Below are 24,677 nucleotides of genomic sequence, written 5' to 3'. Positions count from 1 at the left end.
GAGAGCGGGCCATGGCTCACTCTCAGGCACACGACTCGGCTAGACCTTGGCGCCGGCCAGGTCGGGGGCCGGGGCCTCCCCGGTGTCGACGTCGATCGCCGCACCGCTGAACTGCGCCGCGTACAGCTCGGCGTAGGCACCACCACTGGCGAGCAGCTCCTCGTGCGAACCCTGCTCGACGATCTGGCCGTCGCGCATCACGAGGATGACGTCGGCGTCGCGGATCGTCGAGAGCCGGTGCGCGATGACGAAGCTGGTGCGGTCGTGCCGCAGGGCTGACATCGCCTGCTGCACGAGCAGCTCGGTGCGGGTGTCGACCGAGCTGGTCGCCTCGTCGAGGATCAGCAGGGCCGGGTCGGACAGGAAGGCCCGCGCGATCGTGATCAGCTGCTTCTCACCCGCGCTGATGTTGCCGCCCTCGGCGTCGAGCACCGTGTCGTAGCCGTCCGGCAACGAGTGCACGAACCGGTCGACGTAGGTGGCCCTCGCCGCAGCGACGACCTCCTCCTCGCTCGCACCCGGACGGCCGTACGCGATGTTGTCGCGGATCGTGCCGCCGAACAGCCAGGTGTCCTGCAGGACCATGCCGATCTCGCTGCGCAGGTTGTGCCGGGTCAGCTGGGTGATGTCGACACCGTCGAGGGTGATCCGGCCGGCGTCGAGCTCGTAGAACCGCATGATCAGGTTGACCAGGGTGGTCTTGCCGGCGCCGGTCGGCCCGACGATCGCGACGGTCTGGCCCGGCTCGACGCAGAGGTCGAGGTGCTGGATCAGCGGCTTCTCGGGGTCGTAGGAGAACGACACGTCCTCGAACCGCACCTGGCCGTGGGGGTCGTCGAGGGTGGTGGGCGCGGTTGCGTCGGCTCGCTGCTCAGGGGCGTCGAGTACCTCGAAAACCCTTTCGGCAGAGGCGACTCCGGACTGCAGGAGGTTCGCCATCGACGCGACCTGGGTCAGCGGCTGGGTGAACTGGCGCGAGTACTGGATGAACGCCTGCACGTCACCGAGGCTCATCGTGCCGCTCGCGACCCGCAGACCGCCGACCACCGCTATGACGACGTAGTTGAGGTTCCCGATGAACATCATCGTCGGCATGATGATGCCGCTGATGAACTGCGCGCCGAAGCCAGCGTCGAAGAGGTCGTCGTTCTTGGCCTTGAAGGAGGCGCGGACCTCGTCCTCACGACCGAAGACCTTGACCAGCTGGTGGCCGGTGAACGTCTCCTCGACGATGCTGTTGAGCTCACCGGTGCTCTTCCACTGCTGCACGAAGTGCTTCTGCGAACGCTTGCCGATGGCCGCCGTGACGAACATCGAGATCGGGATCGTGACCAGCGCGATCAGCGCCAGCAGCGGCGAGATGTAGAGCATCATCGCCACCATCGCGACCACCGTGAGCAGCGAAGTCAGCATCTGGCTCAGCGTCTGCTGCATGCTCTGCGCGACGTTGTCGATGTCGTTGGTGACCCGGCTCAGCAGCTCACCGCGTGGCTGTCCGTCGAAGTAGGGCAGCGGCAACCGGTTGAGCTTGTCCTCGACGTCGCGACGCAGGTTGAAGATGGTGCGGTTCACGGCGCCGGTGAGGATCCAGCCCATCGCCCACGACAGCACGCTGGCCAGCGCGTAGAGCGCGAGCACCAGGAGCAGCACCCGGCCGACGGCGCCGAAGTCGATGCCGAAGCCCGGCCGCAGGTGGTCGAGCTTGGCGAGCAGGTCGGCCTGCTTGTCCTGACCCTGCGCTCGCAGCCCCTGCACGACCTGCTCGCGCGTGGCGGTCTCCGGCAGCTGCTTGCCGATGAACCCCGCGAAGATCAGGTCGGTCGCGCGGCCCAGGATCTTCGGGCCCACGGCGTTGAGGGAGACGCTGCCGACGACCAGCGCCAGCACGGCATACAGGGAGGTGCGCTCGGGGCGCAGCAGTCCGAGCAGTCGCTTGGCCGACGGCAGGAAGTCCTGCGACTTCTCGGCCGGCATCCCCATCGACATCGGGCCACGACGCTGGGCGGCGTTCGCCCCCGGGCCGCGGCGCGCCTCGGCGGCCTTCTCCTCCTCCGTCTTCACACCTTCACCGCTGCTCATGCCGCGGCCTCCTCTGCAGATCGCTGGGACTCGACGATCTCGACGTACGTCGGACACGTCTCGAGCAGCTCGTCGTGACGGCCGGCCCCGACCACCTTGCCGTCGTCGAGGACGACGATGTGGTCGGCGTCGATGATCGTCGAGACCCGTTGGGCCACCACGATGACCGCGGTATGCCGGGTGACCGGCCGGAGTGCGGACCGGAGCCGCGCGTCCGTGGACAGGTCGAGGGCGGAGAAGCTGTCGTCGAAGAGGAACACCTCCGGCTTGGCCACCAGTGCCCGCGCGATGGCCAGCCGCTGGCGCTGGCCACCCGACACGTTGGTGCCGCCCTGGGCGATCGGGGAGTCGAGGCCCTGCGGCATGGCGCGCACGAAGTCGTCGGCCTGGGCGATCCGCAGCGCGTCCCAGAGCTCGTCGTCGGTCGCGGCGGAGTCGCCGTAGCGCAGGTTGGAGGCCACCGTGCCGGTGAAGAGGTAGGGCTTCTGCGGGACCAGCCCGATCCGGGACCAGACGTCCTCGAGCGCCGCCTCGCGGACGTCCACCCCGCCCAGGCGGACCGAACCGCCCGTGACGTCGTAGAGCCTCGGGATCAGCGAGAGCAGCGTCGACTTGCCGGCGCCGGTGCTGCCGATGATGGCCGTCGTCCGGCCCGGCTCAGCGGTCATCGAAACCCCTTGCAGGACAGGCACGTCCGCGCCGGGGTAGCAGAACTCGACGTCGCGCAGCTCGACCGTGGTGCCGGTGCGCGGGATTGCCACCGGAGCCGTCGGCTGGACGACCGTGGAGTCGGTGTCGAGCACCTCGGTGATGCGTCCGGCCGAGACCGTGGCGCGCGGGATCATCATCGACATGAAGGTCGCCATCATCACCGACATGAGGATCTGCATGAGGTAGCTCATGAAGGCGGTCAGCTCGCCGATCTGCATCTGGCCGTTCTCGACCCGGTGCGAGCCGAACCACAGGACCGCGACCGTGGAGGCGTTGAAGATCAGCATGACGATCGGGAAGATCATCGCCATCAGCCGGCCGACCGCGAGCGCGGTGCCGGTGTACTGGGTGTTGGCCTCGCCGAAGCGGGCCTCCTCGTGCTCCTCCCGGACGAAGGCGCGGACCACGCGGATGCCGGTGATCTGCTCACGCAGCACCCGGTTGACCCAGTCGACGGACTCCTGCATGAGCCGGAACTGCGGGATCATCCTGCGGATCACCAGGGCGACGGACAGGGCGAGCGCCGGCACGGCGACGGCCACCAGCCAGGACAGCCCGACGTCCTCGCGCAGCGCCATGATGATCCCGCCGACCATCATGATCGGCGCGGAGACCATCATCGCGGCGCCCATGAAGACGACCGTCTGCACCTGCGTGACGTCGTTGGTGTTGCGGGAGATCAGCGTCGGGGCGCCGAACCGCGACACCTCCTGCGCCGAGAAGTCGCCGACGCGCGCGAAGATCCCGGCCCGCAGGTCGCGGCCGAGTCCGGCCGCCGACTTGGCCCCGAGGTAGGTCGCCGCGACGGTGGCGACGATCTGGACGAGCGAGACGGCCAGCATCCAGCCGCCGGTGCGCACGATGAAGCCGGTGTCTCCCTTGGCAACGCCGAGGTCGATGATCTTGCCGTTGAGGCTGGGCAGGTAGAGCGACGCCATGGTGCCGACGAGCTGGAGCGCGACGAGCACGACGACCAGTCCCTGGTAGGGCCTGAGGTAGTCGCGGATGATCCGGATGAGCACTAGTTCTTCCCCCTCGTGGTGCGGGACTGCGTGGTGGTGCGGGACTGCGTGGTGGTGCGGGACTGCGTGGTGGTGCGGGACTGCGTGGTGGTGCGGGACTGCGTGGTGCGGGACGGCGGGGCGGTGCGGTCGAGCGCGCCCTCGAGGACGACGTCGACGAGCTCGGTCGCGGTGGAGTCCTGGCCGTCGAGCATCGGGTGGACGCTGGAGAGCGTGAGCATCCGCAGGTAGCCGATGAAGTTGCGGACCGGGATGCGCAGGCGGTCGACGTCCTCGCCGATGAGGGCGATGAACGCGTTGTCGAGGGCGGTGGTCCCCTCCTGGCGACGGCGCAGGGCGTTGGGGTCCATCGGCCGGTGCAGTGGCTGGCCGCTCGACTGCAGGACGGACATCAGCGCGAAGATCCCCTGCAGGTGCTTCTGCATCACGGTGACGGCGGCGGCGAGCCGGTCGTGCAGGGGCAGGTCGAGGTCGATCGCGCCGAGCTCGGCCTGCACTGCGGCCGTGTCGAACGCCTCGTGCACGCAGGCGTGGATGATCTCGTCCTTGGTTTCGAAGACCCGGAAGATGGTGCCCTCGGCGATCCCGGCCGCCTTGGCGATCTCGCGGGTGCTGATGCCGCGACCCTTGTCCCGCAGCAGCGGGATGGTGGCGGCGATGATCGAGGCCCGGCGGTCGTCCGGGGCCATCGCGGGGGCGCGAGGTGACATGCCTTGAAGTATGAGTGAGTGAGCACTCACTCACAACTGGGTTTTCCACCTGCTCAAACAGCACCATCCATGACAGATGTCGTGCCCCCCACTCACTCGGTCCGCCGGGTTCGAGGTGAACGCGCCGGTGCTTCCGGGCGCGTTCACCTCGAACCGGCGGGCGGGAGGTCGGGCGGTCAGACGAGGAGGCCGTCGGCGACGAGCCCCCGCAGCAGCGGGAGGTCGGGCGGTCAGACGAGGAGGCCGTCGGCGACGAGCCCCCGCAGCAGCGGGAGTGCCGACGACCGCACGGCGTCAGCCTCCTCGCCCAGCAGCTCGGCGATCGCGGACAGCGCGACGCCGGCCGGCAGCGACCCGTCGCAGACGCTCACCAGCGCGGCGCCCACGGTGTCGAGCCGCACCACGCGCCCGAGCCCGCCCCCCTGACGGAGCTGGATCACGGCCGGTTCGTCGTCGCCGGGTCGGCCGTGGCGCTCCTCCACGACGTCGTCGGCACAGCGCCACGCGACGGCCAGCAGCTCGTCGTCGTCGTGCTCGGCCAGCCAGGTGCGGGCCCGCAGCCCGGACAGCACGTGCGAGCCCATCGGCGCCGCCACCGGACCGGTCGCCTCGGTGAGGTCGACGAACGGCTCGCGGTCCCCGACCGGTCGCTGCAGGGTGATCACCCCGAACCCGATCGCGCTCACGCCGCGCGACGCGAAGTCGTCGAGCCACGCGGCATACATCGTCGCGAACTCGGTGGTCGCGCTGTGGTGACCGCCGTCGCGCGACCACGTCTCGGCATACTCCGCCGGGTCCTGCACGTCCCGCTGCACGATCCACGCGTCGAGCCCGGTGCCGGCCACCCAGCCGCGCACCCGCTCGCGCCAGTCGGTGTCGCCGACGACCTCCCAGTTGCCGAGGAACTGGGCGACACCGCCGGCCTCGAGGTGGTCGCCGATCGACCGCACGAGGTCGGCCACGAGGGTGTCACCGGCCTGCCCGCCGTCGCGGTACTCGAAGAGCGGGACGTCTGGGGTGCGTGGCGTGATGACGAAGGGCGGGTTGCTCACGATGAGTCCGAATCGTTGTCCCGCAACGGGATCCAGCATCGATCCCTCGACGACCTCCCACTCGACGCCGTTGAGGGCGGCGTTGAAGCGGGCGAACTCCAGGGCCCTGGTCGAGATGTCGGTGACCGTCACGTGGCGCGCGTGCGAGCCGAGGTGCAGCGCCTGCACCCCGCACCCGGTGCCGACGTCGAGGGCGCGCTCCACGACCGGCCGCGGAGTCCACGACGCGAGCGTGGTCGAGGCGCCCCCGATCCCGAGCACGTGGTCCTCGCTCAGTGGCGCCCTCGTGGCCAGCTCGGGCAGGTCGGAGGCCACCCACCAGGTGCGCCCCTCCTCGCCGTAGGGACGCAGGTCGCAGGTCGCGACGACGCCGGGTCCCTGCTGGCGCACCAGCCGCAGGGCCGCGGCACCGTCGAGCCCGAGCGAGGGCAGCGCTGCCGCCGCCTCGTCGATGTCGACGGCGTCGCCGAGGCCGAAGAGCCGCACCAGGGTCGCAAGCGGACCCGCCGCGGCGGCGGTGACACGTTGCGCGGGGATCATCTGCTCGCGGTCGAGCGCGGCGGAGGCGAGGGGTCCGAGCAGCTCACCGACCGCCTCGACCGTGTATGCCACCGACTCGAGGTCGGCACGGAGGCGGGCGACGAGCACGGGGTCGGCTGCGGGAGTGGGGGCGCTCATCCGTCGAGCAGGCCGCCGAGGTTGAAGCCACCTCCGCCGCCACCGCTGCCGCCGGCCGGGGGCGGCGTCCACTCGCTCGGCTGGACGATGACGAATCCGGGGCCGGAGAACGCGTACTGGAACGCCTCGCCCGAGCCGCCGCGCAGCATCGAGCGCACGTTCATGCTCGACACCACCTGGGGCACGAGGTTGGCCGACCAGCCGACGCAGGCCTGCACGTCGACGTAGGTGGGCTGCTGGCTGCAGTCGAGGATCACCGGCTGCCCGACCGTGTGGATCGCGACCGTGCCGGTGCCTTGGAGCGTGGTGTTGAACAGGCCGCCGCTGAGCATCCCCGCCCCCTGGACCCGCTTGATGTCCCACTCGATGCTGGAGTCGAAGGCGAGCAGGTTGCGGGCGTTGACGCTCAGCGCGTCACCCGTGAGGTCGATGAGGAAGACGAACCCGGCCTCGGAGGCGAAGAAGACGTCGCCCTCCCCCGAGACCCGCATCAGCGAGACGTCCTCGCCGGTGACGACCTTCTTGAACAGCTTCCCGACGCTGCCGGCCTTCTCGTGGTCGAACCGGATCTGACCCTGGTAGGAGACCATCGCGCCCTTGACCGCGAGCACGTCGCCGCCGAGGTGGACGCGCAGCATCTGCGGGTTCTGCAGCGCGAACCGCTGCTGTGCCTGGACTTCGAGGTTGGCCTGGTCAAAGAGCGGACTCTGCATGGGCCCAGCCTAGGAGGTCGACTGGTCCGTGGGCAGGCGGTACGCGTACCAGCTGCTGCGCTCCGCCCCAGCCCGTCGTAGAGGCGCTGCGCGGTCGTGTTGCCGGGCGCGGTCTCCCAGACGAGCCACCGCCTCCCGCGATCGGCCGCGAGCTGCCGGCACGCCTCGATGAGCTGTGCGCCGACACCTCGACCACGGGCGGCCTCGCTGACGAACAGGTCCTCCATCACCGCGAGCGGCTGCCCGAGGGTGGTGTCCCAGCTCCAGAGCACCGTCGCGTGACCCAGCGCCGCACCCGACTCGTCGCGGGCGATCAGCTGGGTGCCACCGGAGGCTGGGTCGAGGAACGCGGTGGCCATCGCTCGCAGCTCGTCGTCTCCGGGGTCGCTCTCGTAGAACGTGCAGTACGCGCGCATCAGCGGCAGCAGGTCCGCCATGTCCTCCGCCGTGGTCGGCCCGATCCGCACCGCAGCCGCATCGTCCATGGCGCGACCCTACGCGCGGTGGCGACCACGCGGCATACCCCTGGGCGGGTGGGGGGGTCGGGTGATTGGCCGGGAGCCTCGGGCGGCCGGACACACCAGAGCGGGCCGGCCCACCCGTGAGGGTGAGCCGGCCCGCTCTGGGGTATGCCGCGTGGAGCTAGCGGTTCGCGGGCTCCTCCACGGCGTCGGCAGCCTCGTCGACGGCCTGGCCCGGGGCGGTCTCGGCCTCACCCGAGTCGGGCGCGGCCGCGTCCACGCGAGCCACGCTCTCGCCGTCGGCGTCGCCACCGATGGAGAGGTCGCGCGCCTTGGAGACGGCGACCGCCGCGATGACGATGACCAGGGCCGCGGCGGCGATTCCGTAGCGGACCGGGTTGTTGCGGTCGTCGCCGAACGACAGGGTCACGATGGCCGGGGCGATGAGCACCGAGACGAGGTTCATCACCTTGATCAGCGGGTTGATGGCCGGGCCGGCGGTGTCCTTGAACGGGTCACCGACGGTGTCACCGATCACGGTCGCGGCGTGGGCCTCACTGCCCTTGCCACCGTGGGTGCCGTCCTCGACGATCTTCTTCGCGTTGTCCCACGCGCCACCGGAGTTGGCGAGGAACACCGCCATCAGGCAGCCGGTGCCGATCGCGCCGGCGAGGAAGCCGGCGAGCGGGCCGATGCCGAGGCCGAAGCCGACGGCCACCGGCGTGAGCGCGGCCAGCAGGCCAGGCGTCGCGAGCTCACGCAGCGAGTCCTTGGTGCAGATGTCGACCACGCGGCCGTACTCGGGCTTCTCGGTGAAGTCCATGATCCCCGGGTGCTCGCGGAACTGGCGACGCACCTCGAAGACGATGGCGCCGGCAGCGCGGGTCACCGCGTTGATGGCCAGGCCGGAGAAGAGGAAGACCACGGCCGCACCGAGCAGCAGGCCCACCAGCACGCTGGGCGTGACGATCTGGAGGTCGAACTGCGTGAGCTGGCGCTGGATGTCCGCGATCTGGTCCTGGGTGAGCGCACCGGTCTGAGCCTTCTCCTGCAGGCCGCGCAGGATCGGCTCGTACTTGCTCTGCCAGGCGTCGGAGTAGGAGCCGAACAGCGCGGTCGCGGCCAGCACGGCCGTCGCGATCGCGATGCCCTTGGTGATCGCCTTGGTGGTGTTGCCGACCGCGTCGAGGTCGGTGAGGATCTGCGCGCCCTCGCCGTCGACGTCACCGGACATCTCGGCGATGCCCTGGGCGTTGTCGGAAACAGGACCGAAGGTGTCCATCGCCACGATGACGCCCACCGTGGTCAGCAGGCCACAGCCGGCGAGCGCGATGAGGAACAGCGACAGGATGACCGAGCCACCGCCGAGCAGGAACGCGGCGTAGACGGCGGCACCGATGATCACCGCGGTGTAGACCGCGGACTCGAGGCCGACACCGATGCCGGAGAGGACGACGGTTGCGGCGCCGGTGAGCGAGGTGCGGGCGACGTCCTTGGTCGGGCGCTTGTCGGTGCCGGTGAAGTAGCCGGTCAGCCACAGGATGATCGCGGCCAGGACGATGCCGATGACGACGGCGGCCACGGCGCGCAGGCGCGGATCTCCGGCCAGGCTGCTGACCGACTCGTTCGTGGAGCCGAGCGCGCCGAACGTGTCGGGCAGGTAGACGTAGGCGGCGACGGCCGAGAGCACCGCGGCGATGACGGCCGAGATGTAGAAGCCGCGGTTGATCGCGGAGAGCGCGTTCTCACCGGGCCGGACGCGGGTGATGAAGACACCGAGCAGGGCGGTCACCGCACCGATCGCCGGGACGATCAGCGGGAAGACCAGGCCGTACTCGCCGAACGCGGCGGAGCCGAGGATGAGCGCGGCGACCAGCATCACGGCATACGACTCGAAGAGGTCGGCCGCCATGCCGGCGCAGTCACCGACGTTGTCGCCCACGTTGTCGGCGATCGTCGCCGCATTGCGCGGGTCGTCCTCGGGGATGCCCGCCTCGACCTTGCCGACGAGGTCGGCGCCGACGTCGGCGGCCTTGGTGAAGATGCCGCCGCCGACACGCATGAACATGGCGAGCAGCGCGGCGCCGAAGCCGAAGCCCTCGAGCACCTTGGGGGCGTCGCCCTTGTAGAGCAGGACCACCACGGAGGCGCCGAGCAGGCCGAGGCCCACCGTCGCCATCCCGACCGTGCCACCGGTGCGGAACGCGATCCGCATGCCCGAGTCACGGTCGCCACGGCGGGCGGCGGACGCCACGCGGACGTTGGCCTTCACGGCGAGGCTCATGCCCAGGTAGCCGATGGCGGCGGAGAACAGCGCGCCGACCACGAAGAACCCGGACCGGCCCCAGCGGACACCCGCGGTGTCGGCAGGGAGCAGCAGGAGGAGGCCGAAGACCAGCACGACGAAGACGCCGAGCGTCTTGAACTGCCGGGCGAGGTAGGCCTGTGCGCCCTCTTCGACCGCAGCGCCGATCTCCTGCATCTTCTCGGTGCCCGGGTCGGCCGCCAGCACCTGCTGGCGGAAGAACACACCCATGACCAGCGCGACGGCCGCGATGACGGCAACCACGATGACCAGGGTGAGATTGGTGCCGTCCAGCTGCAGGTCAGCAGCTGTGGCGGCAGGCGCGAGGCGCGACATTCCATCCTCCTCGATGGGGAAACGTTCGGGACCGCCCACGGGCACACCACGATGGCGCACCGCAGAGGGGACGTTGCAGGCGAGGGTAATGCACGTCACAGGGTTTGTGACGCCGGGTGAGCATCGTCACAGACATTTCGCCGGGCCTGATGGCGGCTTCGGCGACGTCAGGCGGCGGCCGGGCTGGCCAGGCAGCGGCCGGGTGGGGCAGGCAGCGGCCGGGCGGCGGCCGGGTGGGGCAGGCAGCGGCTGGACGGCGGGCGGGCGGTGCAGGCGGTGGCAGGTCAGGCGTTGGAGGCCGCTGCAGCCTCGTCGACCGTCGGGTAGATGTGGAACACCTTGTCGAGCCCGGTGATCTTGAAGACCTTGAGGATCCGCTCCTGGGCGCTGACGATGCGCAGCGTGCCGTTCTGACCCCGGACCAGCTTGAGCCGCCCGACGAGCACTCCGAGGCCGGTCGAGTCCATGAAGGTGACCTTCTCGAGGTCGACCACGAGGTCGGTGCGCCCGGCGGCCACCTGCTTGTCCAGGACTTCGCGCAGCAGGGGGGCGGTGTAGACGTCGATCTCGCCCGCCACGTGGACGATCGTCACCGCACCCTGCTCACTGCTGGAGACCGACAGGTCCACGGCCGCCCTTTCACTTGCTGACATCGATGGTCAAGTACGCACACGAGGAGCAGTCGGTTGGACCGTCTGCTCTCGGGATTACGGTAGCGGCAATGTCCAACTCCAGCCCCACCCCACCCGGCGCGGCGAGCCCCCGACGACCCGGCTTCGACCCCGCGGCGACGCTGGACGCCCTGACCGCCGGGTCGCGGGGCGAGCGGCTCCTGCACGTGCACGAGGTGCCGGCGCGGGCGGCGTCCGTCGCGGACTGGCCGACCTGGGTGGCCCCCAGCGTCTACGCCGCGTGCGCCGGGTCCGGAGTCACGTCCCTCTGGTCGCACCAGCGGACCGCCGCCGACCTGGCGCACGACGGCAGGCACGTCGTGATGGCCACCGGCACCGCCTCGGGCAAGAGCCTCGGCTACCTCCTGCCCGTCCTCACCGCGCTGGTCGAGGGCTCGCAGGCCCCGACCGGCCGCGGGGCGACCGCCCTCTACCTCTCCCCCACCAAGGCCCTCGCCGCCGACCAGCTCGCCCGGGTGCAGGCGATGGCAGTGCCGGGGGTGCGCGCGGCGACCTACGACGGCGACACCCCGACCGAGGAACGCCGCTGGATCCGCGACCACGCCCAGCTGGTGCTCACCAACCCCGACCTCGTGCACCACTCGTTGCTGCCCCTGCACGACCGCTGGGCTCCGTTCCTGCGCCGGCTGCGCTACGTCGTGATCGACGAGTGCCACACCTATCGAGGCGTGTTCGGCTCGCACCTCGCCGCACTGCTGCGCCGGCTGCGACGGGTCTGTGCCCGCTATGGCGCGCATCCCACCTTCGTCCTCGCGTCCGCCACCGTCCGTGACCCGGCGCTGCACGCCGAGCGCCTGGTCGGTATGCCGGTCGTGCCGGTCACCGAGGACGGCTCCCCGCGCGAGGCGATGACCTTCGCCCTGTGGGAGCCCGGCCCGCTCGGCGACGGCGAGGGGCGCAGGTCAGCCACGTCGGAGGCCGCCGACCTGATGGCCGAGCTGGTCTCCCGACGGGTGCAGACCGTGGCCTTCGCCAGGTCCCGCGCCGGTGTCGAGGCTCTGGCGACCAGCGCCCGTCGGACGCTCGCCGAGGTGGAGCCAGCGCTGGAGGCTGCCGTCGCGGCATACCGGGGCGGTTATCTGCCCGAGGAGCGCCGCGCGCTGGAGCGTTCCCTGCGGGCCGGCTCGATCGTGGGGCTGGCCGCCACCAACGCGCTCGAGCTCGGCGTCGACGTGAGCGGGCTGGACGCCGTGCTGCTGGCCGGTTGGCCCGGCACCCGCGCATCCCTGTGGCAGCAGGCCGGTCGAGCCGGGCGGGCCGGCACGCGGTCGCTGGCGGTGTTCGTCGCCGCCGACGACCCGCTGGACACCTACGTCGTGCACCACCCCGAGGTGGTCTTCGGCCAGCCGGTCGAGGCGACCGTGCTGGACCCTGACAACCCGCACGTGCTCGGACCGCACCTCGCGGCCGCGGCCGCGGAGCTGCCGCTCAAGGAGGACGACCTCGCACTCTTCGGGACTCGGGCCCGGCCCCTCGTCGATGCCCTGGTCGCCCGCGGGATCCTGCGCCGCCGGCCCACCGGGTGGTTCTGGGCACGCAGCGACCGCGCCTCCGACCACGTTTCGCTGCGTGGGGCGGGTGAGGTCGTCGGCATCGTCGAGCAGCGCACCGGGCGGGTGCTGGGCACCATCGACGAGGCGTCGGCGCACACCCAGGTGCACACGGGGGCGGTGCACGTGCACCAGGGCGACACCTACGTGGTGACCGAGCTCGATCTCGAGCACGGGACGGCGACCGCCGTGCGGGGCGACCCGGGGTGGAGCACCTTCGCGCAGTCGGTGAGCGCCTTCGACATCGTGGGCGCGGACCGGACGATGGACTGGGGACCGGTACAGGTGTCGTTCGGGACGGTGCATGTGCACACCCAGGTGACGTCGTTCCTGCGCCGACTGCCGAGCGGCGAGGTGATCGGCACGCACCCGCTCGACCTGCCACAGCGGACCCTCAACACCCGGGCGGTCTGGTGGACCATGCCGCCGCAGTGGCTGGCCGCGGCCGGGGTGGCCGAGGTCGACATCCCGGGGTCCGCCCACGCAGCCGAGCACGCCGGGATCGGCATGCTCCCGCTGGTCGCGACCTGCGACCGCTGGGACATCGGGGGCGTGTCGACAGCACTGCACCCCGACACCGGGCTGCCGACGATCATGGTCTACGACGGGCACCCGGGCGGGGCCGGCTTCGCCGAGCGCGCGTTCGGATCGTTCGAGGAGTGGTTGCGGTCGACGCTCGAGACGGTCGGGTCGTGTCGCTGCGAGAGCGGCTGCCCGGCCTGCGTGCAGTCCCCCAAGTGCGGCAACGGCAACGAACCGCTGGACAAGGCGGGCGCGATCCGGCTGCTGCGGGCCGTGCTCGAGTGCGCTCCGGATGGAGCCGCGCGGCCTCCTGCGCAGGCAGGGTCGCCGCCTACCGGCCAGGCAGCGTCAGCGCCTGACGCGCAGGCAACGTCAGCGCCTGACGCGCAGGCAGTTGAGCGGACTGCGGCCACCCGAACTGGAGGGTGACGAAAGGGGCAAACCTGCAGGCCAGCGGCTAGGGTCGAAGCGGACGGTGCACCGCGCACCCCTCAGCGTCGGAGGTATCTCCCGTGATCGTGTTCGGCCTCATCCTCGTCCTGCTCGCCCTGGCGGCAGGCGTCATCCTGTTCCTCACCACGGACTCCTTGACCACGCCCGTCGACCTCGAGTTCGCGGGTTACAGCTGGGGGATGACACCACTGGCCCTGCTCATCACCGGAGCCGTCGCGATGCTGCTGCTCTGGCTCGGTCTGGCGATGATCCGCGGGAGCGCCAAGCGCCGTCGCCGGCCCGCTCGGGAGGCCAAGGAGGCCGAGCGCCAGGCCCAGCTCGAGGAGAGCATCCGCGCCGATGAGCGCAGCCGGGCCGACGAAGCCCACCAGATCGCCCTCGCCGACCGCGACCGGGTGCGCGACGAGGAGTTCCAGGCGCGCCTGGCCGAACGGGACCGCGAGCGGGAGACGGAGTTCGCCACCCGCCAGCAGGAGGCCGAGGAGCAGGCCCGGAGGTTCGAGCGCGAACGGGTCGAGCGGGAGTACGCGTCGCGTCAGTCGACCGCCGGCGGCACCGCGACCGACGGCGGCACCGCGGCCGCCGTCGGGGCGGGTGCCGGGGCGGGGGTCGGTGCAGTAGCCGCCTCGCGCTTCGCCGGTGAGGACGACGCCCACCGTGACACGGCAGACCAGGGCGCGGACCCGAGCGCCACCTCGAGCGAGGCCCAGAGCCTCGACCGGAGCGAAGCCGACGAGGCTGCAGCACCCGCTGCGGCGTACTCCGGAGAGCACACCGGCGACAGCATCGCCGCTGGCGACGACGACCGGCAGACCGGCTCCGGCACCACGAGCGGCACCGGCACGCACGGCGACGACACCGCGAACGGCGCCGGAGCTGGGGCAGCGGACGATGACACCACCCGCAGCTTCACGTCCGACGACCGGTCGGACGTGAGCGTTGATGACGACCACGCCGAGGGCACCCCGGCGGACGAGCCTGACCAGCCGCACCGGACGGTGGCGGACAAGATCATGGGGCGGGACCCCTCCGAGCGGGCCTGACCAGGAGCCGACCTACGCACCTTCTCGCACACCTTCTCGAACTCCTCGAGGGGCAGTGACTCGGAGTGTCGGTCGGCAACGCAGGACCACGTCGCGGCGACGGCCCGGCTCGGGCCGTCGCCGTCGTGCTGCCTCCCCCGGTGCCCGGGAACACCAGGCTCGCGCCGGTGGTGACGCGGTAGCTCACCGAACCGTCCGGAGCGACCACGCAACCGGCCGGACGGGTGCCGTTGCGGGCCGCGACCGTGGCACCGGCGTGGCAGGACGCGGCCGGGTCGAGGCCCTGCTGAACAGCCTGGGCGGCGGCGAGCGCAGCCAGGTCCGCAGCCGCGCGGGCCCGGTGGGTCGCCACCACAGCACTGGCGAGCGCGAGCCCGCCGACCAGAACCACGAGCAGCAGGCCGACCGCGGCGACCGCCAGGACCGACGCCGAACCGCAGTCGCGCTCTCGACCACACCTGCCCCCGGACCTGCACCGCTCGCAGCTAGGGGTCACCACTGGCCACCTCCTCCATGACCGCGACCGCTCGGCCGGCCGGCGCCGCCCGGGACCCCAGCCACCGCAGCCCTGCGGCTGGTTGCCCGCGCACCACGACGGTGACCTGCGCACCGGACCCGCCACCGGACACCGTGAACGACGCTCCCGACGGTGACAGCGCCCGACCCGCGGCCACCGCAGCCCCTTGGTCATCCCCTCGGGCCAGCGCCCGGGCCGTCGCCCGGGCCGCATCCACGCACCGCACCTGGTCCGTCGCTGTGGTCAGCGAGGAGAGCGCGACGAACACCACCAGGACCAGGGTCGGGATGGCGACGGCGAGCTCCACCGTCACCATCCCGCCCTCTCCGGTCAGCTGACCGACCCCAGCGCCGTCGCGATGACGGACGCCAACGCCGAGCGCACCGTCCCCGACCTCACGATGGCGAGCAGGACGGCGGCGAACGCGCAGGCGGCCAGTGTGCCCACGGCATACTCCGCGGTCGTCATGCCGGCCTCGGATCGCCGGCGGATCGTCGAAAAACGTGTGACCAGTGTGCATTTCACGCTGTGCTCCTTGGTTGGGTGAAGGCCGCAGCCCGATTTCACCCAGTCCACCGGAGCTGGCGCCACGTGGCCACGGCCGGCCCGCGTCCCTGTGGATCAGGACGCGGCAGGGCCGTTGCTGTGGACGGGCTGGCGGCTCACGGCACCGCCACGGCGCTGTTCGCGGCGTCAGGCGGCTGCCGGCCGGCACGGGGAACGGGAACCCCAGCGTGACGAACCGGCCCTCCACCTGGTTCTGGGCCCGGCAGTCCTGGCTGCGGGTCGTCGGCGGGTTGCTCGTTGGTACGAGGACCATGCCGACGGGCGACGTCGACCGCCTCAGACGGCCTCGCCCGGGACGTCCCGCTCAGGGCGCTGCGCCCAGGACTCCCGCGGCCAGGGTCGCGACGACCGGCACCACGGCCGTGCACGCGAAAGCCGGAAGGAAGCCGAGGCCGAGTGGCAACACCAGCAGCACCCCGGCTCGGGCGGCGGCTCGCTCGCTCGCCCGCTCACGCTGCTCCCGCACCCGGACCGACGCCTGCTCCAGGAGGTCGGCAGCAGCCGCCCCGGTCTGCTCCGACAGCTGCGTCGCGACTGCGGCGGCCCGCCACCCCGGGCCGGCAAACGACCACGCCTCCCGCGTGGACAGACCCCACTCCAGCGCAGCCACCACGGCCGCGAGCTCGCCCCCGACGGACCCGGTCCCGTCCGCATCGACATCCCCTGCCCGGACGTGGCGCAGGGCATCGACCAGCGGGAGGCCCGCACGGAGGCCAAGTGCGATCAGGACGAGCGCGTCGGCGACGCCCTCGTCCTCGGCTCCGAGGCAAGGACGTCGGCCGATCCTGGGTCTAGTGGCGACCGCCATCCACCGGGCGCGCACCGGCGACGCTTGCAGAGGCTGACCGTCGCCCAGCCTGGTCGGCAAGCGCACCGGTCGGCGGCGGTGGGGAGCTGGCCAGAGCAGGACCGTCACCGCCACCAGGAGGCAGCTCACCGCGACCGTCACGCCACTGCTCGCAGGATCCGGCGGCTCCACGCCCACGCGCCCACACCGAGGGCGACGCCGAGGACGAGACAGGTGGTGCCCATCGCCGAGGAGAAGTAGAGGGACATCGGATCGATCCCCATGACCAGGCCGACGACCGGTCCGGCGGCGGGGAGCAGGCACAGCACGGCCATCGACGCCTTGGGGCCCGCGGTGGTGGACGCGAGGCGCTCTCGAGCCCGCGTCCTCGCCAGCAGCACCTGCTCGGCGCAGGCCAGTGCGTCGGCAAGGGGCGCGCCCGTCTGCTCGCTGAGAGCCCACGCTCGCGCCACGAACGACAGGCCGGCGCTGCCGTCTGTCGCCGCCTGCGCCTGCCACACGTCTGCCAGCGGGGTGCCTCGGGAGGCGGCCGACGACAGGTCGCGCAGGAGAGAACCGAGGGGCGTGTCTCCGGCCGCAGTGGCTGAAGCCGCAGCCACCGCGACGGATGGCGGCACCCCCGAACGCAACGGCCCGGCGAGGACGCCCAGCAGCTCGATGAGGTCTTGCTCGACCGCGGCCACCCGTCGCGCGCTGCGCCACCGGCCCCGGGGTGATGGGCCAGCGGTTGCCGACCGAGGCACGGCAGCCAGCAGCGCGACGCTGCCCGGCCACAGGCAGGCGCTCGCGACGACGGGCGCCAGCACCGTGGCCAGCAGGACCATCGAGGGACCGGGCGCGCCGGTCATGGCTCCACCCCTGCCAGCGCAGCCAGGGCGGGCCAGGCGTTGCACGTGCGCCCGGCCTGAACCGGCTCCCGGAGGTCGAGGGCCAGGTCGCAGGCGGTCTCGGAGCCGGTCCACCGCAGCACCGACAAGGAGACGACCCGTCGCACTCCGTCGTCGCGGGCCAGGTGCACCACGACCTCGAGCGCGCTGGCGAGCTGGGTCTGGACGGCATCGCGAGGCAGTCCCGCCAAGGCACCCAGCGCGTCGAACCGTCGGGGCACGTCGCCGGGTGAGTTGGCGTGCAGCGTGCCGCACCCTCCCTCGTGACCGGTGTTGAGGGCGGAGAGCATCTCTCTGACCTCTGCCCCACGGACCTCACCGACGACGAGACGGTCGGGCCGCATCCGCAGCGCCTGCCGGACTAGGTCGACCAGGCCGACGGCCCCGCGCCCCTCGACGTTCGCGCCCCGACCCTGCAGCCGCACGACGTGGGGGTGGTCGACGGCCAGCTCACGGACGTCCTCGACGACCACGATCCGCTCGCCGGGCGCGACCTCGGACAGCATCGCTGCCAGCAGGGTGGTTTTCCCCGATCCGGTCCCACCCGTCACGACGAAGGAGCGACGGTGCCGGACGAGCCCCCGCAGCACCTCCTCCACCCGTGTCCCGAACATGCCACCGGCTCCCAGCGCGGCGAGCCCCGACCGCGCGGCGCGGGGCACGCGGAGGGAGACGTGCGCTCCCCCGTCCACCAGGGGCGGCAGGATCGCGTGGAGGCGCACCCCTCCGGGGAGGAGCCCGTCGACCCAGGCCTGGCTCTCGTCGAGTCTTCGGCCAGCGAGCGCCGCGAGGCGTACCGCGAGCCGCCGGGCCTCGACCGGGTCGAGGGCCACGGACGCCTCGCACAACGCCCCCTCGCCACGATCCAGCCAGACCGAACCGTCACCGTTCACGAGGACGTCGGTGACGCTCGGGTCGGCCACCAATGCCTCCAAAGGACCAAGACCCAGCACCCGCGCCGCCAGCCGGGACCGCGCCGACTCGACTCCGGTCGCGCCGAGGCGCGCGGCGTCGGCGTCGGCGACCTCGCGCACTGCCTCGGGATCCGGCGGCTCCCCACGCCGGATCCGCTCGGCCACCTGCTCCTCGACACTCGTCACGATGGCCTCGGTCCAGCCAGGACCAAGTCGACCAGACCCGCGAGCGGACCGCTGTCGCGGGTGCCGGGCGGCCGGGCCCGCTCGGCATCGACACGAGCCCGCGGATCGTCCCTCAGGGTGTCGGCCAGCGGCAGGTCGAGGTGCGCCGCGACCTCCTCGGGCGTGACCGCGTCGCCGCGGCGAAGGCGCAGCACCAACGCAGCCGGCAGCGGCAGCTCGTGCAGGCGCTCGGCCACCCCTGCACCGTCGGCCAGCTGGCGAGCCGTGCAGCCGACGACGAGCAGGACGTCGGTGCAGGCGGCGGCCCGGGCCAGCGAGCCGCCCAGGTCGACGACGACGAGGCCACAGACGGCGGCCAACCCGGCCAAGGCTGCCTCGACCACCGCGTCCGGTGGCTGCCGACCCCGCCCCGCGAGCACTCTGGCCGGTCCATCAGCGGGGAGCTCGTGCAACAGCGCAGCGCCGTCGATCCGCCCCTCGGCCGCGGCCAGATCGGGCCAGCGCAGGCCAGGGACGTGCTCCACGCACGCGGTGACGTCCAATGCGCCGCCCTCCGGTGAGCCGTCGACCGCGACCGTGGCGCCGACCAGGGGCGTCGCGCGCACGGCCAGGGCGACCGCCAGGGTCGACACCCCCAGCCCGCCCGACGCGCCCACGACTCCCAGCACCCGATGGTCCATGCCTGCCAGCCTTGGCGAGCTGGAGGCCCGATGACAGCCCGCGCCAGCCGGCCCGTGGATGGGGCACGTCTCCGCGCGGCCCTGTGGACGCGCCATACGAGAACGGGGTCGGTATCGGCCGCCATCGGCGCCGAGCGGCGCTAACTCGCCTTTTGCATGGGATAGCGCCGGAGCCGGGCCGGGCCGACCACCCCGGGGCGGCGCTAACTCGCCTTTTGCATGGGATAGCGCCGGAGCCGGGCCGAGCTGACTACCCCGGAGCGGCGCTAACTCGCCTTTTGCATGGGATAGCGCCGGGGAAAGGGGACGGCCCCGGTCGGGGGGACAACCGGGGCCGTCGACGCGCCATGCTCCGGGGGGAGGAGCCGGTGCGCCGATCCGCTCTACCCACAAGGGGGAGCGGACGACTTCATGGTGGACCATTTATCGTTCAACCGCAACTCGTTCGTGGCGTGTTTCTGCGGCGGGAACCGGACTTTCCGCGAATGCGGACCTTCATTGCGGACAAACCGGCGCCAGCGCGGCTGGGCGCAGGCACCAGCGCGGCTGGCCGCAGGCGGCAGCGGGACCTGACTCGGGCCCGATCTGGGCCGGACAGGGGGATGGCACCCCGCGTCGCGGGGTGCCATCGGCCGTGATCCGCCACGGGTTACCAGGCCTGCATTCTGTAGTTGTCGCACCGGGTCAAGCCCGTCACGATCTGTCCACCAGTGGACTGCCCGCGCGTGGGTGCCCGATGGGGTCACGGTGGCCGTCGGACTCGCGTACGTCGACTTGCCCCCCTGTGTACTCCCGCCCGGCGGCAAACGTAACCCTTGACATTGGTGCGGGAGTGGGGGTCGTGCGTGTCCGGCGGTGACGAGTCGCCGAACGGTCAGGTCAGCCGCCCGGCGCGGACGGCGTCACAGATCTGCGCGCCCTGCGCCGCGCCCGCCACGACGGCGTCGGCGCAGTGCCCGATCCACAGCCCCAGCCCCTCAGGGGTGCCCAGTCCGTATGCCGCGAGCGCACCGAGGTAGGCCGGTCCACCTTGGGTGGCGTGCCCGGCTTCGGACACGACCACGCCGGTCGGGTCGAGCCCGGTGGCCTGCAGGAGGGCCCGCTCCACGGCGCGGGCGACGACGCCGTTCGCGCGCACGAACGGCCGCGCGGTGGCGATCTCGGCGTGGGCGACGGCGGCCACCACGAGCGCAGGGACCGCTGCCCCCGCGGTCATGGCGGCGACCAGCAGGTCCAGCCGCTCGCGCAGCTCACCGGCTGCCGGAGCCGGTCCCAGGTCGCGGAACTCCGCACTCGTCTCCCCCTCCAGGCGGGGGCGGCCCACCTGCTCGGCCGGCAGGAGGTCAGCGGCTGCCGCGACGTGCAGTCGGGCGAGCGCCTGCAACGGTGCACGGGTGACGAGCGACCGCACGTGCTCGCTCTCGGCGGTGGCCGTGACGGCTCCGCGCGCCACGAGCTCGACCGGGTCGGGTGTGAGCGGCCACTGCGCGGCGCCGCGCATCACGTCGCGGACCAGGTCGAGCGGCACCGTCGCGCCTTCGAGAGCAGCGCTGGCCTGGGCCCCCCGGACCCGGGACTCGGCCGAGGCCTCCGGGATGCGGCGGCGCAGTGCCTCGTGCCACCGGAGCTGCTCGCACGCGTCGCGGGCGGCGGCGATCCGCTCGGGCACTCCCGGCAGCTCGGCGAGGGCGCTCAGCGAAGCGATGACGTCGACCACGCAGAGCAGCCTAGAGTTCGCCGTGTGTCGGGCAGCTTCCACCTCCCCACGGCGATCTTCGTCGCCGGTGCGCTCGGACTGCTCTACGCCCTGGTCCGGCTGGTGCGCCACGGCCGCAGCGCGTCGCGCGGCTTCGTGTCCGAGGTCGACCAGGCCACCCACGCCACGCTGCACACCGCCTCCCTGGCGGCCCGACACCTGCAGGACGGGCTGACCCCGGAGGGGACCACCCGGGCGGCCAGGCACCTGCGTGAGCTGCTCGGCTCGGCGGCGGTGGCGATCTGCGATGCCGGCGGCCTGGTCGCCTGGGACGGCGCGGCCGACCACCACGCGACCGACGCACCCGGCCACGCCGAAGAGGTGCTGCGCACCGGCCGCACCATCGTCCTGCGCGCCGGCCAGGTGCAGTGCCCCGACCCTGACTGTCCGGCGCGCAGCGCCGTGATCGCCCCGGTGGTCACCGGCGACCGCGTGGTGGCGGCGCTGGCGGCATACGGTCCCAACGCCTCGGCGGGGCTCGCCCGGGCGACGGAGGAGGTGGCGGGGTGGATGGCCACGCAGGCCGAGCTGGCCGACCTCGGCCACCAGCGCACCCGCACCATGGAGGCGGAGCTGCGCGCGCTGCGCGCCCAGATCAGCCCGCACTTCATCTACAACTCGCTTGCCGCGATCGCGTCGTTCGTGCGCACCGACCCGGACCGGGCCCGGGAGCTGCTGCTCGAGTTCGCCGACTTCACCCGCTACGCATTGCGTCGGGGTGGTGCCTTCACGACGCTGGCCGAGGAGCTCCGCAACGTCGAGCGCTACCTGGTGCTCGAGCAGGCGCGGTTCGGCGAGCGGCTGCGGATCTCGCTGCTGATCGCGCCCGAGGTGCTGCCGGTCACGGTCCCCTACCTCGCGATCCAGCCGCTGGTGGAGAACGCGGTCCGGCACGGGCTCGCGACCCAGGAGCGGGGCGGGCACGTGAGCATCACCGCCAGTGACGAGGGCGCGGAGGCCGTCATCACCGTCGAGGACGACGGCGTGGGCTCGGACCCGCAGTCCATCCGCACGGTGCTCGACGGCCACTCCGGTGACAACGTCGGCCTCGGCAACGTCGACGCGCGGCTCCGACAGGTCTATGGCGACGACTTCGGGCTGGTGGTCGAGACCGCTCCGGGGGCCGGGACGAAGGTGACTTTCCGGGTGCCGAAGTACGCCCCGGGGGTCCACGCGACGACGTAGTCTCTCCCCCATGGCTGGCGCCCCCTCCAGCGACCCGGAGACCCGCCGCCCGCAGGACGCCACCGTCGGCTCCGCGGGTGCAGCGCTGCGCGCCCTGGTCGTCGACGACGAGGCCCCCGCCCTCGAGGAGCTCAGCTGGCTGTTGCGCCAGGACGACCGGATCGGCGAGGTCGTGACCGCGTCGAGTGGGGCCGACGCACTGCGGTCGCTGGACTCGGGCGACATCGACGTCGTCTTCTCCGACATCTCGATGCCCGGCCTCGACGGCATGGAGCTCGCGCGGGTCATCGCCCGCTTCGTGGAGCGCCCGCAGGTGGTCTTCGTCACCGCGCACGACCAGCACGCGGTCGACGCCTTCGCGGTCGACGCCACCGACTACGTCATGAAGCCGGTGCGCAAGGACCGGCTGGCCGAGGCGGTGCGCCGGGTGGTGGCGGCCGTGGAGCCGGGCGGCGCGGCGCAGCCGTCTGCCGAGCCCGAGGACGAGACGATCCCGGTCGAGCTCGCGGGTGTCACGCGGTTCATCACCCGCAGCCAGGTGCGCTACGCGCAGGCCCAGGGTGACTACGCGCGGCTGCACACCGCGACCGGCAGCCACCTCGTCCGCATCCCGCTGAGCACCCTCGAAGAGCGTTGGGCCGCAGCGGGATTCGTGCGCATCCACCGCAGCACCCTGGTCTCCCTGCCGCACGTCAGGGAAGTCCGCATGGAGCACGGGCGCTGCAGCGTGGTGCTCGACGGCGCCGAGCTCCAGGTGAGCCGGCGGCACACCCGAGAGCTGCGCGACCGCCTCCTGCGCGCGACCCTCCGCAGCTCGTCGTGAGCTGCGCGTGACGTCCGCGACCGACCCGCCGGGCGAGCCGAGCCCGCCATCGTCCCCACCGGCGCGGGTCCGGGTCACGAGCACCCGGCGCGACGCCCCCACCCGGCGCGACCTGCGCCCCCTGACCCGGGACATCGACGAGCAGAGCACGTTGGGCGAGGTCTACATGTCCGGGCTGATGTCGGCCCAGCTGCGTCTCGCGTTGCGGGTGCTGGCCTTCGGGGCGGTCGGCCTCGGCGGCCTCCCGCTGCTCTTCCTGCTGGTGCCCGCGACCCGCACCATGGAGGTCGGACGCTTCCCCCTCCCCTGGATCGTGCTGGCGGTCGTCGTCTACCCGGTGGCCCTCATCGTGGCCCGGTTCTACGTCCGGGCCTCCGAACGGATCGAGGCCGAGTTCTCGTCGGTGGTGCGCCGACGATGACCACTCCTTCGGGCCGGGGCCGGTGAACCCGGCATACGGCGTCATCGCCATCGTCCTGGTCTGCACGGTGACCCTGGCGATCGGAGCCTTCGGGCTGCGCCTGTCGCGGACCACGAGCGACTTCTACGTGGCCGGCCGCACCGTCACGCCCTACCGCAACGCAAGTGCCATCGGTGGCGAGTACCTCTCGGCCGCAAGCTTTCTCGGCATCGCCGGCCTGGTCTACACCAACGGCCTCGACATGCTGTGGTTCCCGGTCGGCTACACCGTCGGGTATGTCGTGCTGCTCGTCCTCGTCGCGGCTCCCCTGCGCCGGTCGGGCGCCTACACCCTGCCGGACTTCGCGGAGGCGCGGCTCGAGAGCACGGTGATCCGCAGGCTCTGCTCGGTGCTGGTCGTCGCCATCGGCTGGCTCTACCTCCTGCCCCAGCTGCAGGGCGCCGGGTTGGCTCTCGGCACGGTCACCGGTGCGCCCACCTGGGTCGGTGGCCTGGTCGTGGCGGTCGTCGTGGTCGCCAACGTGGCAGCCGGAGGCATGCGCTCGATCACGCTGGTGCAGTCGGTGCAGTACTGGGTCAAGCTCACCGCCATCGCGGTGCCGGCCTTCGTCCTGCTCGGCGCGTGGCTGGGCGACGGCGCTCCAGGACCACGGGCGGCACAGGACTCCAAGTGGGCCGAGCCGTTGAACGGGCTTGCCGGACAAGGACATCCGGTCTACGCCACCTACAGCCTGTTGTTGGCGCTCGGCCTCGGCACGATGGGCCTGCCCCACGTGCTGGTCCGCTTCTACACGAACCCGGACGGCAAGGCGGCGCGACGCACGACCGTCACCGTGGTGGCCCTCCTCGGCGCGTTCTACCTGTTCCCACCGCTCTACGGGGTGCTCGGCCGGGTCTACCTGCCCGACCTCGCCAGCGGCACCGCCGACACGCTCGTGCTACGCCTGCCGGGGGCGATGGTGCCCGACCACCTAGGCGAGACGCTGTCGGCGGTGCTCGCTGGCGGTGCCTTCGCGGCCTTCCTCTCGACCGCGTCGGGCCTGACCATGTCGGTGGCGGGGGTCATCGACCAGGACCTGCTCCGCCGGCGACTCGGCCGGATGACGGGTGACGACTTCACCGTGGCGCAGGGGTTCCGGCTCGCCACCGTGCTGTCGGTCCTCGTCCCCTATGCCGCGTCGAGGCTCATCGAGCCGGTCGGTCTCGCGACCATGGTGAGCCTGGCCTTCGCGGTGGCGGCGTCCACGTTCTGCCCGTTGCTCGTCCTCGGGTCGTGGTGGCGTGGGCTGAGCACCGTCGGCGCTGCCGCCGGGCTCGTGGTCGGGGGCGGGCTCGCGGCCGCCGCCGTGTGCCTGACGATCTTCGCCGGACCCATCCCCGGCTGGCCGGGCGCGCTGCTGGGGCAGCCGGCCGCGTGGACCATCCCGATCTCGTTCGGCACCGCCGTGCTCGTGTCCCTGGCGACGCCCGGACGGATCCCCCGCCACACCGCCCGCACCATGGTGCGGCTGCACACCCCCGAGGACCTCGCGCTCGACCGCGGCTGACCGGAAGGTGCCGTTGGGCGCACCAGCACGACCGTTCGGCGCACGCGCCCCGGCCACCCG

At 72.3% G+C, this 24,677-nt stretch carries 21 protein-coding genes and 1 pseudogene; 6 read left to right on the top strand and 16 right to left on the bottom strand.

Annotated elements, in window-relative coordinates; genetic code table 11:
- Positions 1 to 39 precede the first annotated feature (39 nt).
- From BLQ34_RS17045 to BLQ34_RS17010, 8 genes and pseudogenes are all read right to left on the bottom strand, one after another.
- Positions 40 to 2,079: an ABC transporter ATP-binding protein gene (locus BLQ34_RS17045; RefSeq protein WP_091788247.1), complete on the bottom strand. Its 2,040-nt coding sequence runs from the start codon at positions 2,077 to 2,079 to the stop codon at positions 40 to 42.
- Positions 2,076 to 3,812 carry an ABC transporter ATP-binding protein gene (locus BLQ34_RS17040; protein WP_091788244.1) on the bottom strand — a complete coding sequence of 579 codons (1,737 nt, stop codon included), beginning with the start codon at positions 3,810 to 3,812 and terminating at the stop codon, positions 2,076 to 2,078. Before BLQ34_RS17040 ends, BLQ34_RS17045 begins: the two co-directional genes overlap by 4 nt.
- Positions 3,812 to 4,522, bottom strand: a complete 711-nt coding sequence (locus BLQ34_RS18945; protein ID WP_157693122.1) for a TetR/AcrR family transcriptional regulator — start codon at positions 4,520 to 4,522, stop codon at positions 3,812 to 3,814. Before BLQ34_RS18945 ends, BLQ34_RS17040 begins: the two co-directional genes overlap by 1 nt.
- Positions 4,523 to 4,752: 230 nt before the next feature.
- Positions 4,753 to 6,252: a DUF7059 domain-containing protein gene (locus BLQ34_RS17030; protein WP_091788241.1), complete on the bottom strand. Its 1,500-nt coding sequence runs from the start codon at positions 6,250 to 6,252 to the stop codon at positions 4,753 to 4,755.
- Entirely contained in the window at positions 6,249 to 6,965 is a 717-nt protein-coding gene (locus tag BLQ34_RS17025; protein ID WP_091788238.1) for an AIM24 family protein, read from the bottom strand. The genes BLQ34_RS17030 and BLQ34_RS17025 overlap by 4 nt, the downstream gene beginning before the upstream one ends.
- Before the next feature lie 74 nt (positions 6,966 to 7,039).
- Positions 7,040 to 7,381: pseudogene (locus tag BLQ34_RS19545) on the bottom strand (N-acetyltransferase family protein); the annotation flags it as partial.
- A 226-nt stretch (positions 7,382 to 7,607) separates the two neighbouring features.
- Positions 7,608 to 10,067, bottom strand: coding sequence for a sodium-translocating pyrophosphatase (locus BLQ34_RS17015; RefSeq protein WP_091788235.1), 2,460 nt, complete (start codon positions 10,065 to 10,067; stop codon positions 7,608 to 7,610).
- A gap of 284 nt (positions 10,068 to 10,351) precedes the next feature.
- Positions 10,352 to 10,660, bottom strand: a complete 309-nt coding sequence (locus BLQ34_RS17010) for an anti-sigma factor antagonist (RefSeq protein ID WP_456238425.1) — start codon at positions 10,658 to 10,660, stop codon at positions 10,352 to 10,354.
- 128 nt (positions 10,661 to 10,788) lie between these two features.
- On the opposite strand from BLQ34_RS17010, the gene BLQ34_RS17005 reads away from it, so the two are divergent.
- The gene (locus tag BLQ34_RS17005; protein ID WP_091788232.1) at positions 10,789 to 13,260 is read left to right on the top strand and encodes a DEAD/DEAH box helicase; all 2,472 of its coding nucleotides are present in this window, start codon (positions 10,789 to 10,791) and stop codon (positions 13,258 to 13,260) included.
- A gap of 83 nt (positions 13,261 to 13,343) precedes the next feature.
- On the top strand, positions 13,344 to 14,327 hold the full coding sequence (locus BLQ34_RS17000) for a hypothetical protein (RefSeq protein WP_091788229.1): 984 nt from the start codon (positions 13,344 to 13,346) through the stop codon (positions 14,325 to 14,327).
- On the opposite strand, the gene BLQ34_RS19540 is transcribed toward BLQ34_RS17000, so the two are convergent.
- The 8 genes from BLQ34_RS19540 to BLQ34_RS16965 all read right to left on the bottom strand — a co-directional run bounded on the left by BLQ34_RS19540 (position 14,296) and on the right by BLQ34_RS16965 (position 20,603).
- Positions 14,296 to 14,823 carry an Rv3654c family TadE-like protein gene (locus BLQ34_RS19540; protein WP_157693121.1) on the bottom strand — a complete coding sequence of 176 codons (528 nt, stop codon included), beginning with the start codon at positions 14,821 to 14,823 and terminating at the stop codon, positions 14,296 to 14,298. The two genes, BLQ34_RS17000 and BLQ34_RS19540, sit on opposite strands and share 32 nt — an antisense overlap.
- Entirely contained in the window at positions 14,813 to 15,160 is a 348-nt protein-coding gene (locus tag BLQ34_RS18940) for a TadE family type IV pilus minor pilin (RefSeq protein WP_157693120.1), read from the bottom strand. Before BLQ34_RS18940 ends, BLQ34_RS19540 begins: the two co-directional genes overlap by 11 nt.
- Positions 15,161 to 15,174: 14 nt before the next feature.
- Positions 15,175 to 15,369, bottom strand: a complete 195-nt coding sequence (locus BLQ34_RS16990) for a DUF4244 domain-containing protein (protein ID WP_269457305.1) — start codon at positions 15,367 to 15,369, stop codon at positions 15,175 to 15,177.
- Positions 15,370 to 15,715: 346 nt separating this feature from the next.
- Positions 15,716 to 16,234 (bottom strand): type II secretion system F family protein, encoded by a 519-nt coding sequence (locus tag BLQ34_RS16985; protein ID WP_157693119.1) that lies wholly within the window; start codon positions 16,232 to 16,234, stop codon positions 15,716 to 15,718.
- A 122-nt stretch (positions 16,235 to 16,356) separates the two neighbouring features.
- On the bottom strand, positions 16,357 to 17,067 hold the full coding sequence (locus tag BLQ34_RS16980; protein ID WP_091788217.1) for a type II secretion system F family protein: 711 nt from the start codon (positions 17,065 to 17,067) through the stop codon (positions 16,357 to 16,359).
- Positions 17,064 to 18,206, bottom strand: coding sequence for a TadA family conjugal transfer-associated ATPase (locus BLQ34_RS16975; RefSeq protein ID WP_231961333.1), 1,143 nt, complete (start codon positions 18,204 to 18,206; stop codon positions 17,064 to 17,066). Before BLQ34_RS16975 ends, BLQ34_RS16980 begins: the two co-directional genes overlap by 4 nt.
- Complete coding sequence (locus tag BLQ34_RS16970) at positions 18,203 to 18,886, bottom strand: hypothetical protein (protein WP_157693118.1); 684 nt, start codon at positions 18,884 to 18,886, stop codon at positions 18,203 to 18,205. The genes BLQ34_RS16975 and BLQ34_RS16970 overlap by 4 nt, the downstream gene beginning before the upstream one ends.
- An 874-nt stretch (positions 18,887 to 19,760) precedes the next feature.
- Positions 19,761 to 20,603 (bottom strand): Fic family protein, encoded by an 843-nt coding sequence (locus BLQ34_RS16965; protein WP_091788211.1) that lies wholly within the window; start codon positions 20,601 to 20,603, stop codon positions 19,761 to 19,763.
- A 24-nt stretch (positions 20,604 to 20,627) separates the two neighbouring features.
- On the opposite strand from BLQ34_RS16965, the gene BLQ34_RS16960 reads away from it, so the two are divergent.
- From BLQ34_RS16960 to BLQ34_RS16945, 4 genes are read left to right on the top strand one after another with little or no spacing between them, the layout of a single operon-like run.
- Positions 20,628 to 21,827 carry a histidine kinase gene (locus tag BLQ34_RS16960; RefSeq protein WP_091788208.1) on the top strand — a complete coding sequence of 400 codons (1,200 nt, stop codon included), beginning with the start codon at positions 20,628 to 20,630 and terminating at the stop codon, positions 21,825 to 21,827.
- A gap of 10 nt (positions 21,828 to 21,837) precedes the next feature.
- Positions 21,838 to 22,650, top strand: coding sequence for a LytR/AlgR family response regulator transcription factor (locus BLQ34_RS16955; RefSeq protein ID WP_091788205.1), 813 nt, complete (start codon positions 21,838 to 21,840; stop codon positions 22,648 to 22,650).
- 7 nt (positions 22,651 to 22,657) lie between these two features.
- Positions 22,658 to 23,071 (top strand): hypothetical protein, encoded by a 414-nt coding sequence (locus BLQ34_RS16950; RefSeq protein WP_091788202.1) that lies wholly within the window; start codon positions 22,658 to 22,660, stop codon positions 23,069 to 23,071.
- Between the two features lie 22 nt (positions 23,072 to 23,093).
- On the top strand, positions 23,094 to 24,617 hold the full coding sequence (locus BLQ34_RS16945) for a sodium/solute symporter (RefSeq protein ID WP_091788199.1): 1,524 nt from the start codon (positions 23,094 to 23,096) through the stop codon (positions 24,615 to 24,617).
- Positions 24,618 to 24,677 lie beyond the last annotated feature (60 nt).

The organism is Pedococcus dokdonensis, assembly GCF_900104525.1.
GTDB lineage: Bacteria > Actinomycetota > Actinomycetes > Actinomycetales > Dermatophilaceae > Pedococcus > Pedococcus dokdonensis.
Note: the sequence above shows the minus strand (reverse complement) of the source record. Positions and strands in the feature narration are given on the sequence as shown.

What these genes read in the sequence shown, in the direction of transcription:
- BLQ34_RS16980 (WP_091788217.1), bottom strand. Translation starts at nt 17,067, where the DNA reads ATGACCGGCGCGCCCGGTCCCTCGATGGTCCTGCTGGCCACGGTGCTG.
- BLQ34_RS18940 (WP_157693120.1), bottom strand. Translation starts at nt 15,160, where the DNA reads ATGGTGACGGTGGAGCTCGCCGTCGCCATCCCGACCCTGGTCCTGGTG.
- BLQ34_RS17005 (WP_091788232.1), top strand. Translation starts at nt 10,789, where the DNA reads ATGTCCAACTCCAGCCCCACCCCACCCGGCGCGGCGAGCCCCCGACGA.
- BLQ34_RS16955 (WP_091788205.1), top strand. Translation starts at nt 21,838, where the DNA reads ATGGCTGGCGCCCCCTCCAGCGACCCGGAGACCCGCCGCCCGCAGGAC.
- BLQ34_RS18945 (WP_157693122.1), bottom strand. Translation starts at nt 4,522, where the DNA reads ATGTCACCTCGCGCCCCCGCGATGGCCCCGGACGACCGCCGGGCCTCG.
- BLQ34_RS17025 (WP_091788238.1), bottom strand. Translation starts at nt 6,965, where the DNA reads ATGCAGAGTCCGCTCTTTGACCAGGCCAACCTCGAAGTCCAGGCACAG.
- BLQ34_RS17015 (WP_091788235.1), bottom strand. Translation starts at nt 10,067, where the DNA reads ATGTCGCGCCTCGCGCCTGCCGCCACAGCTGCTGACCTGCAGCTGGAC.
- BLQ34_RS16970 (WP_157693118.1), bottom strand. Translation starts at nt 18,886, where the DNA reads ATGGACCATCGGGTGCTGGGAGTCGTGGGCGCGTCGGGCGGGCTGGGG.
- BLQ34_RS17045 (WP_091788247.1), bottom strand. Translation starts at nt 2,079, where the DNA reads ATGAGCAGCGGTGAAGGTGTGAAGACGGAGGAGGAGAAGGCCGCCGAG.
- BLQ34_RS17030 (WP_091788241.1), bottom strand. Translation starts at nt 6,252, where the DNA reads ATGAGCGCCCCCACTCCCGCAGCCGACCCCGTGCTCGTCGCCCGCCTC.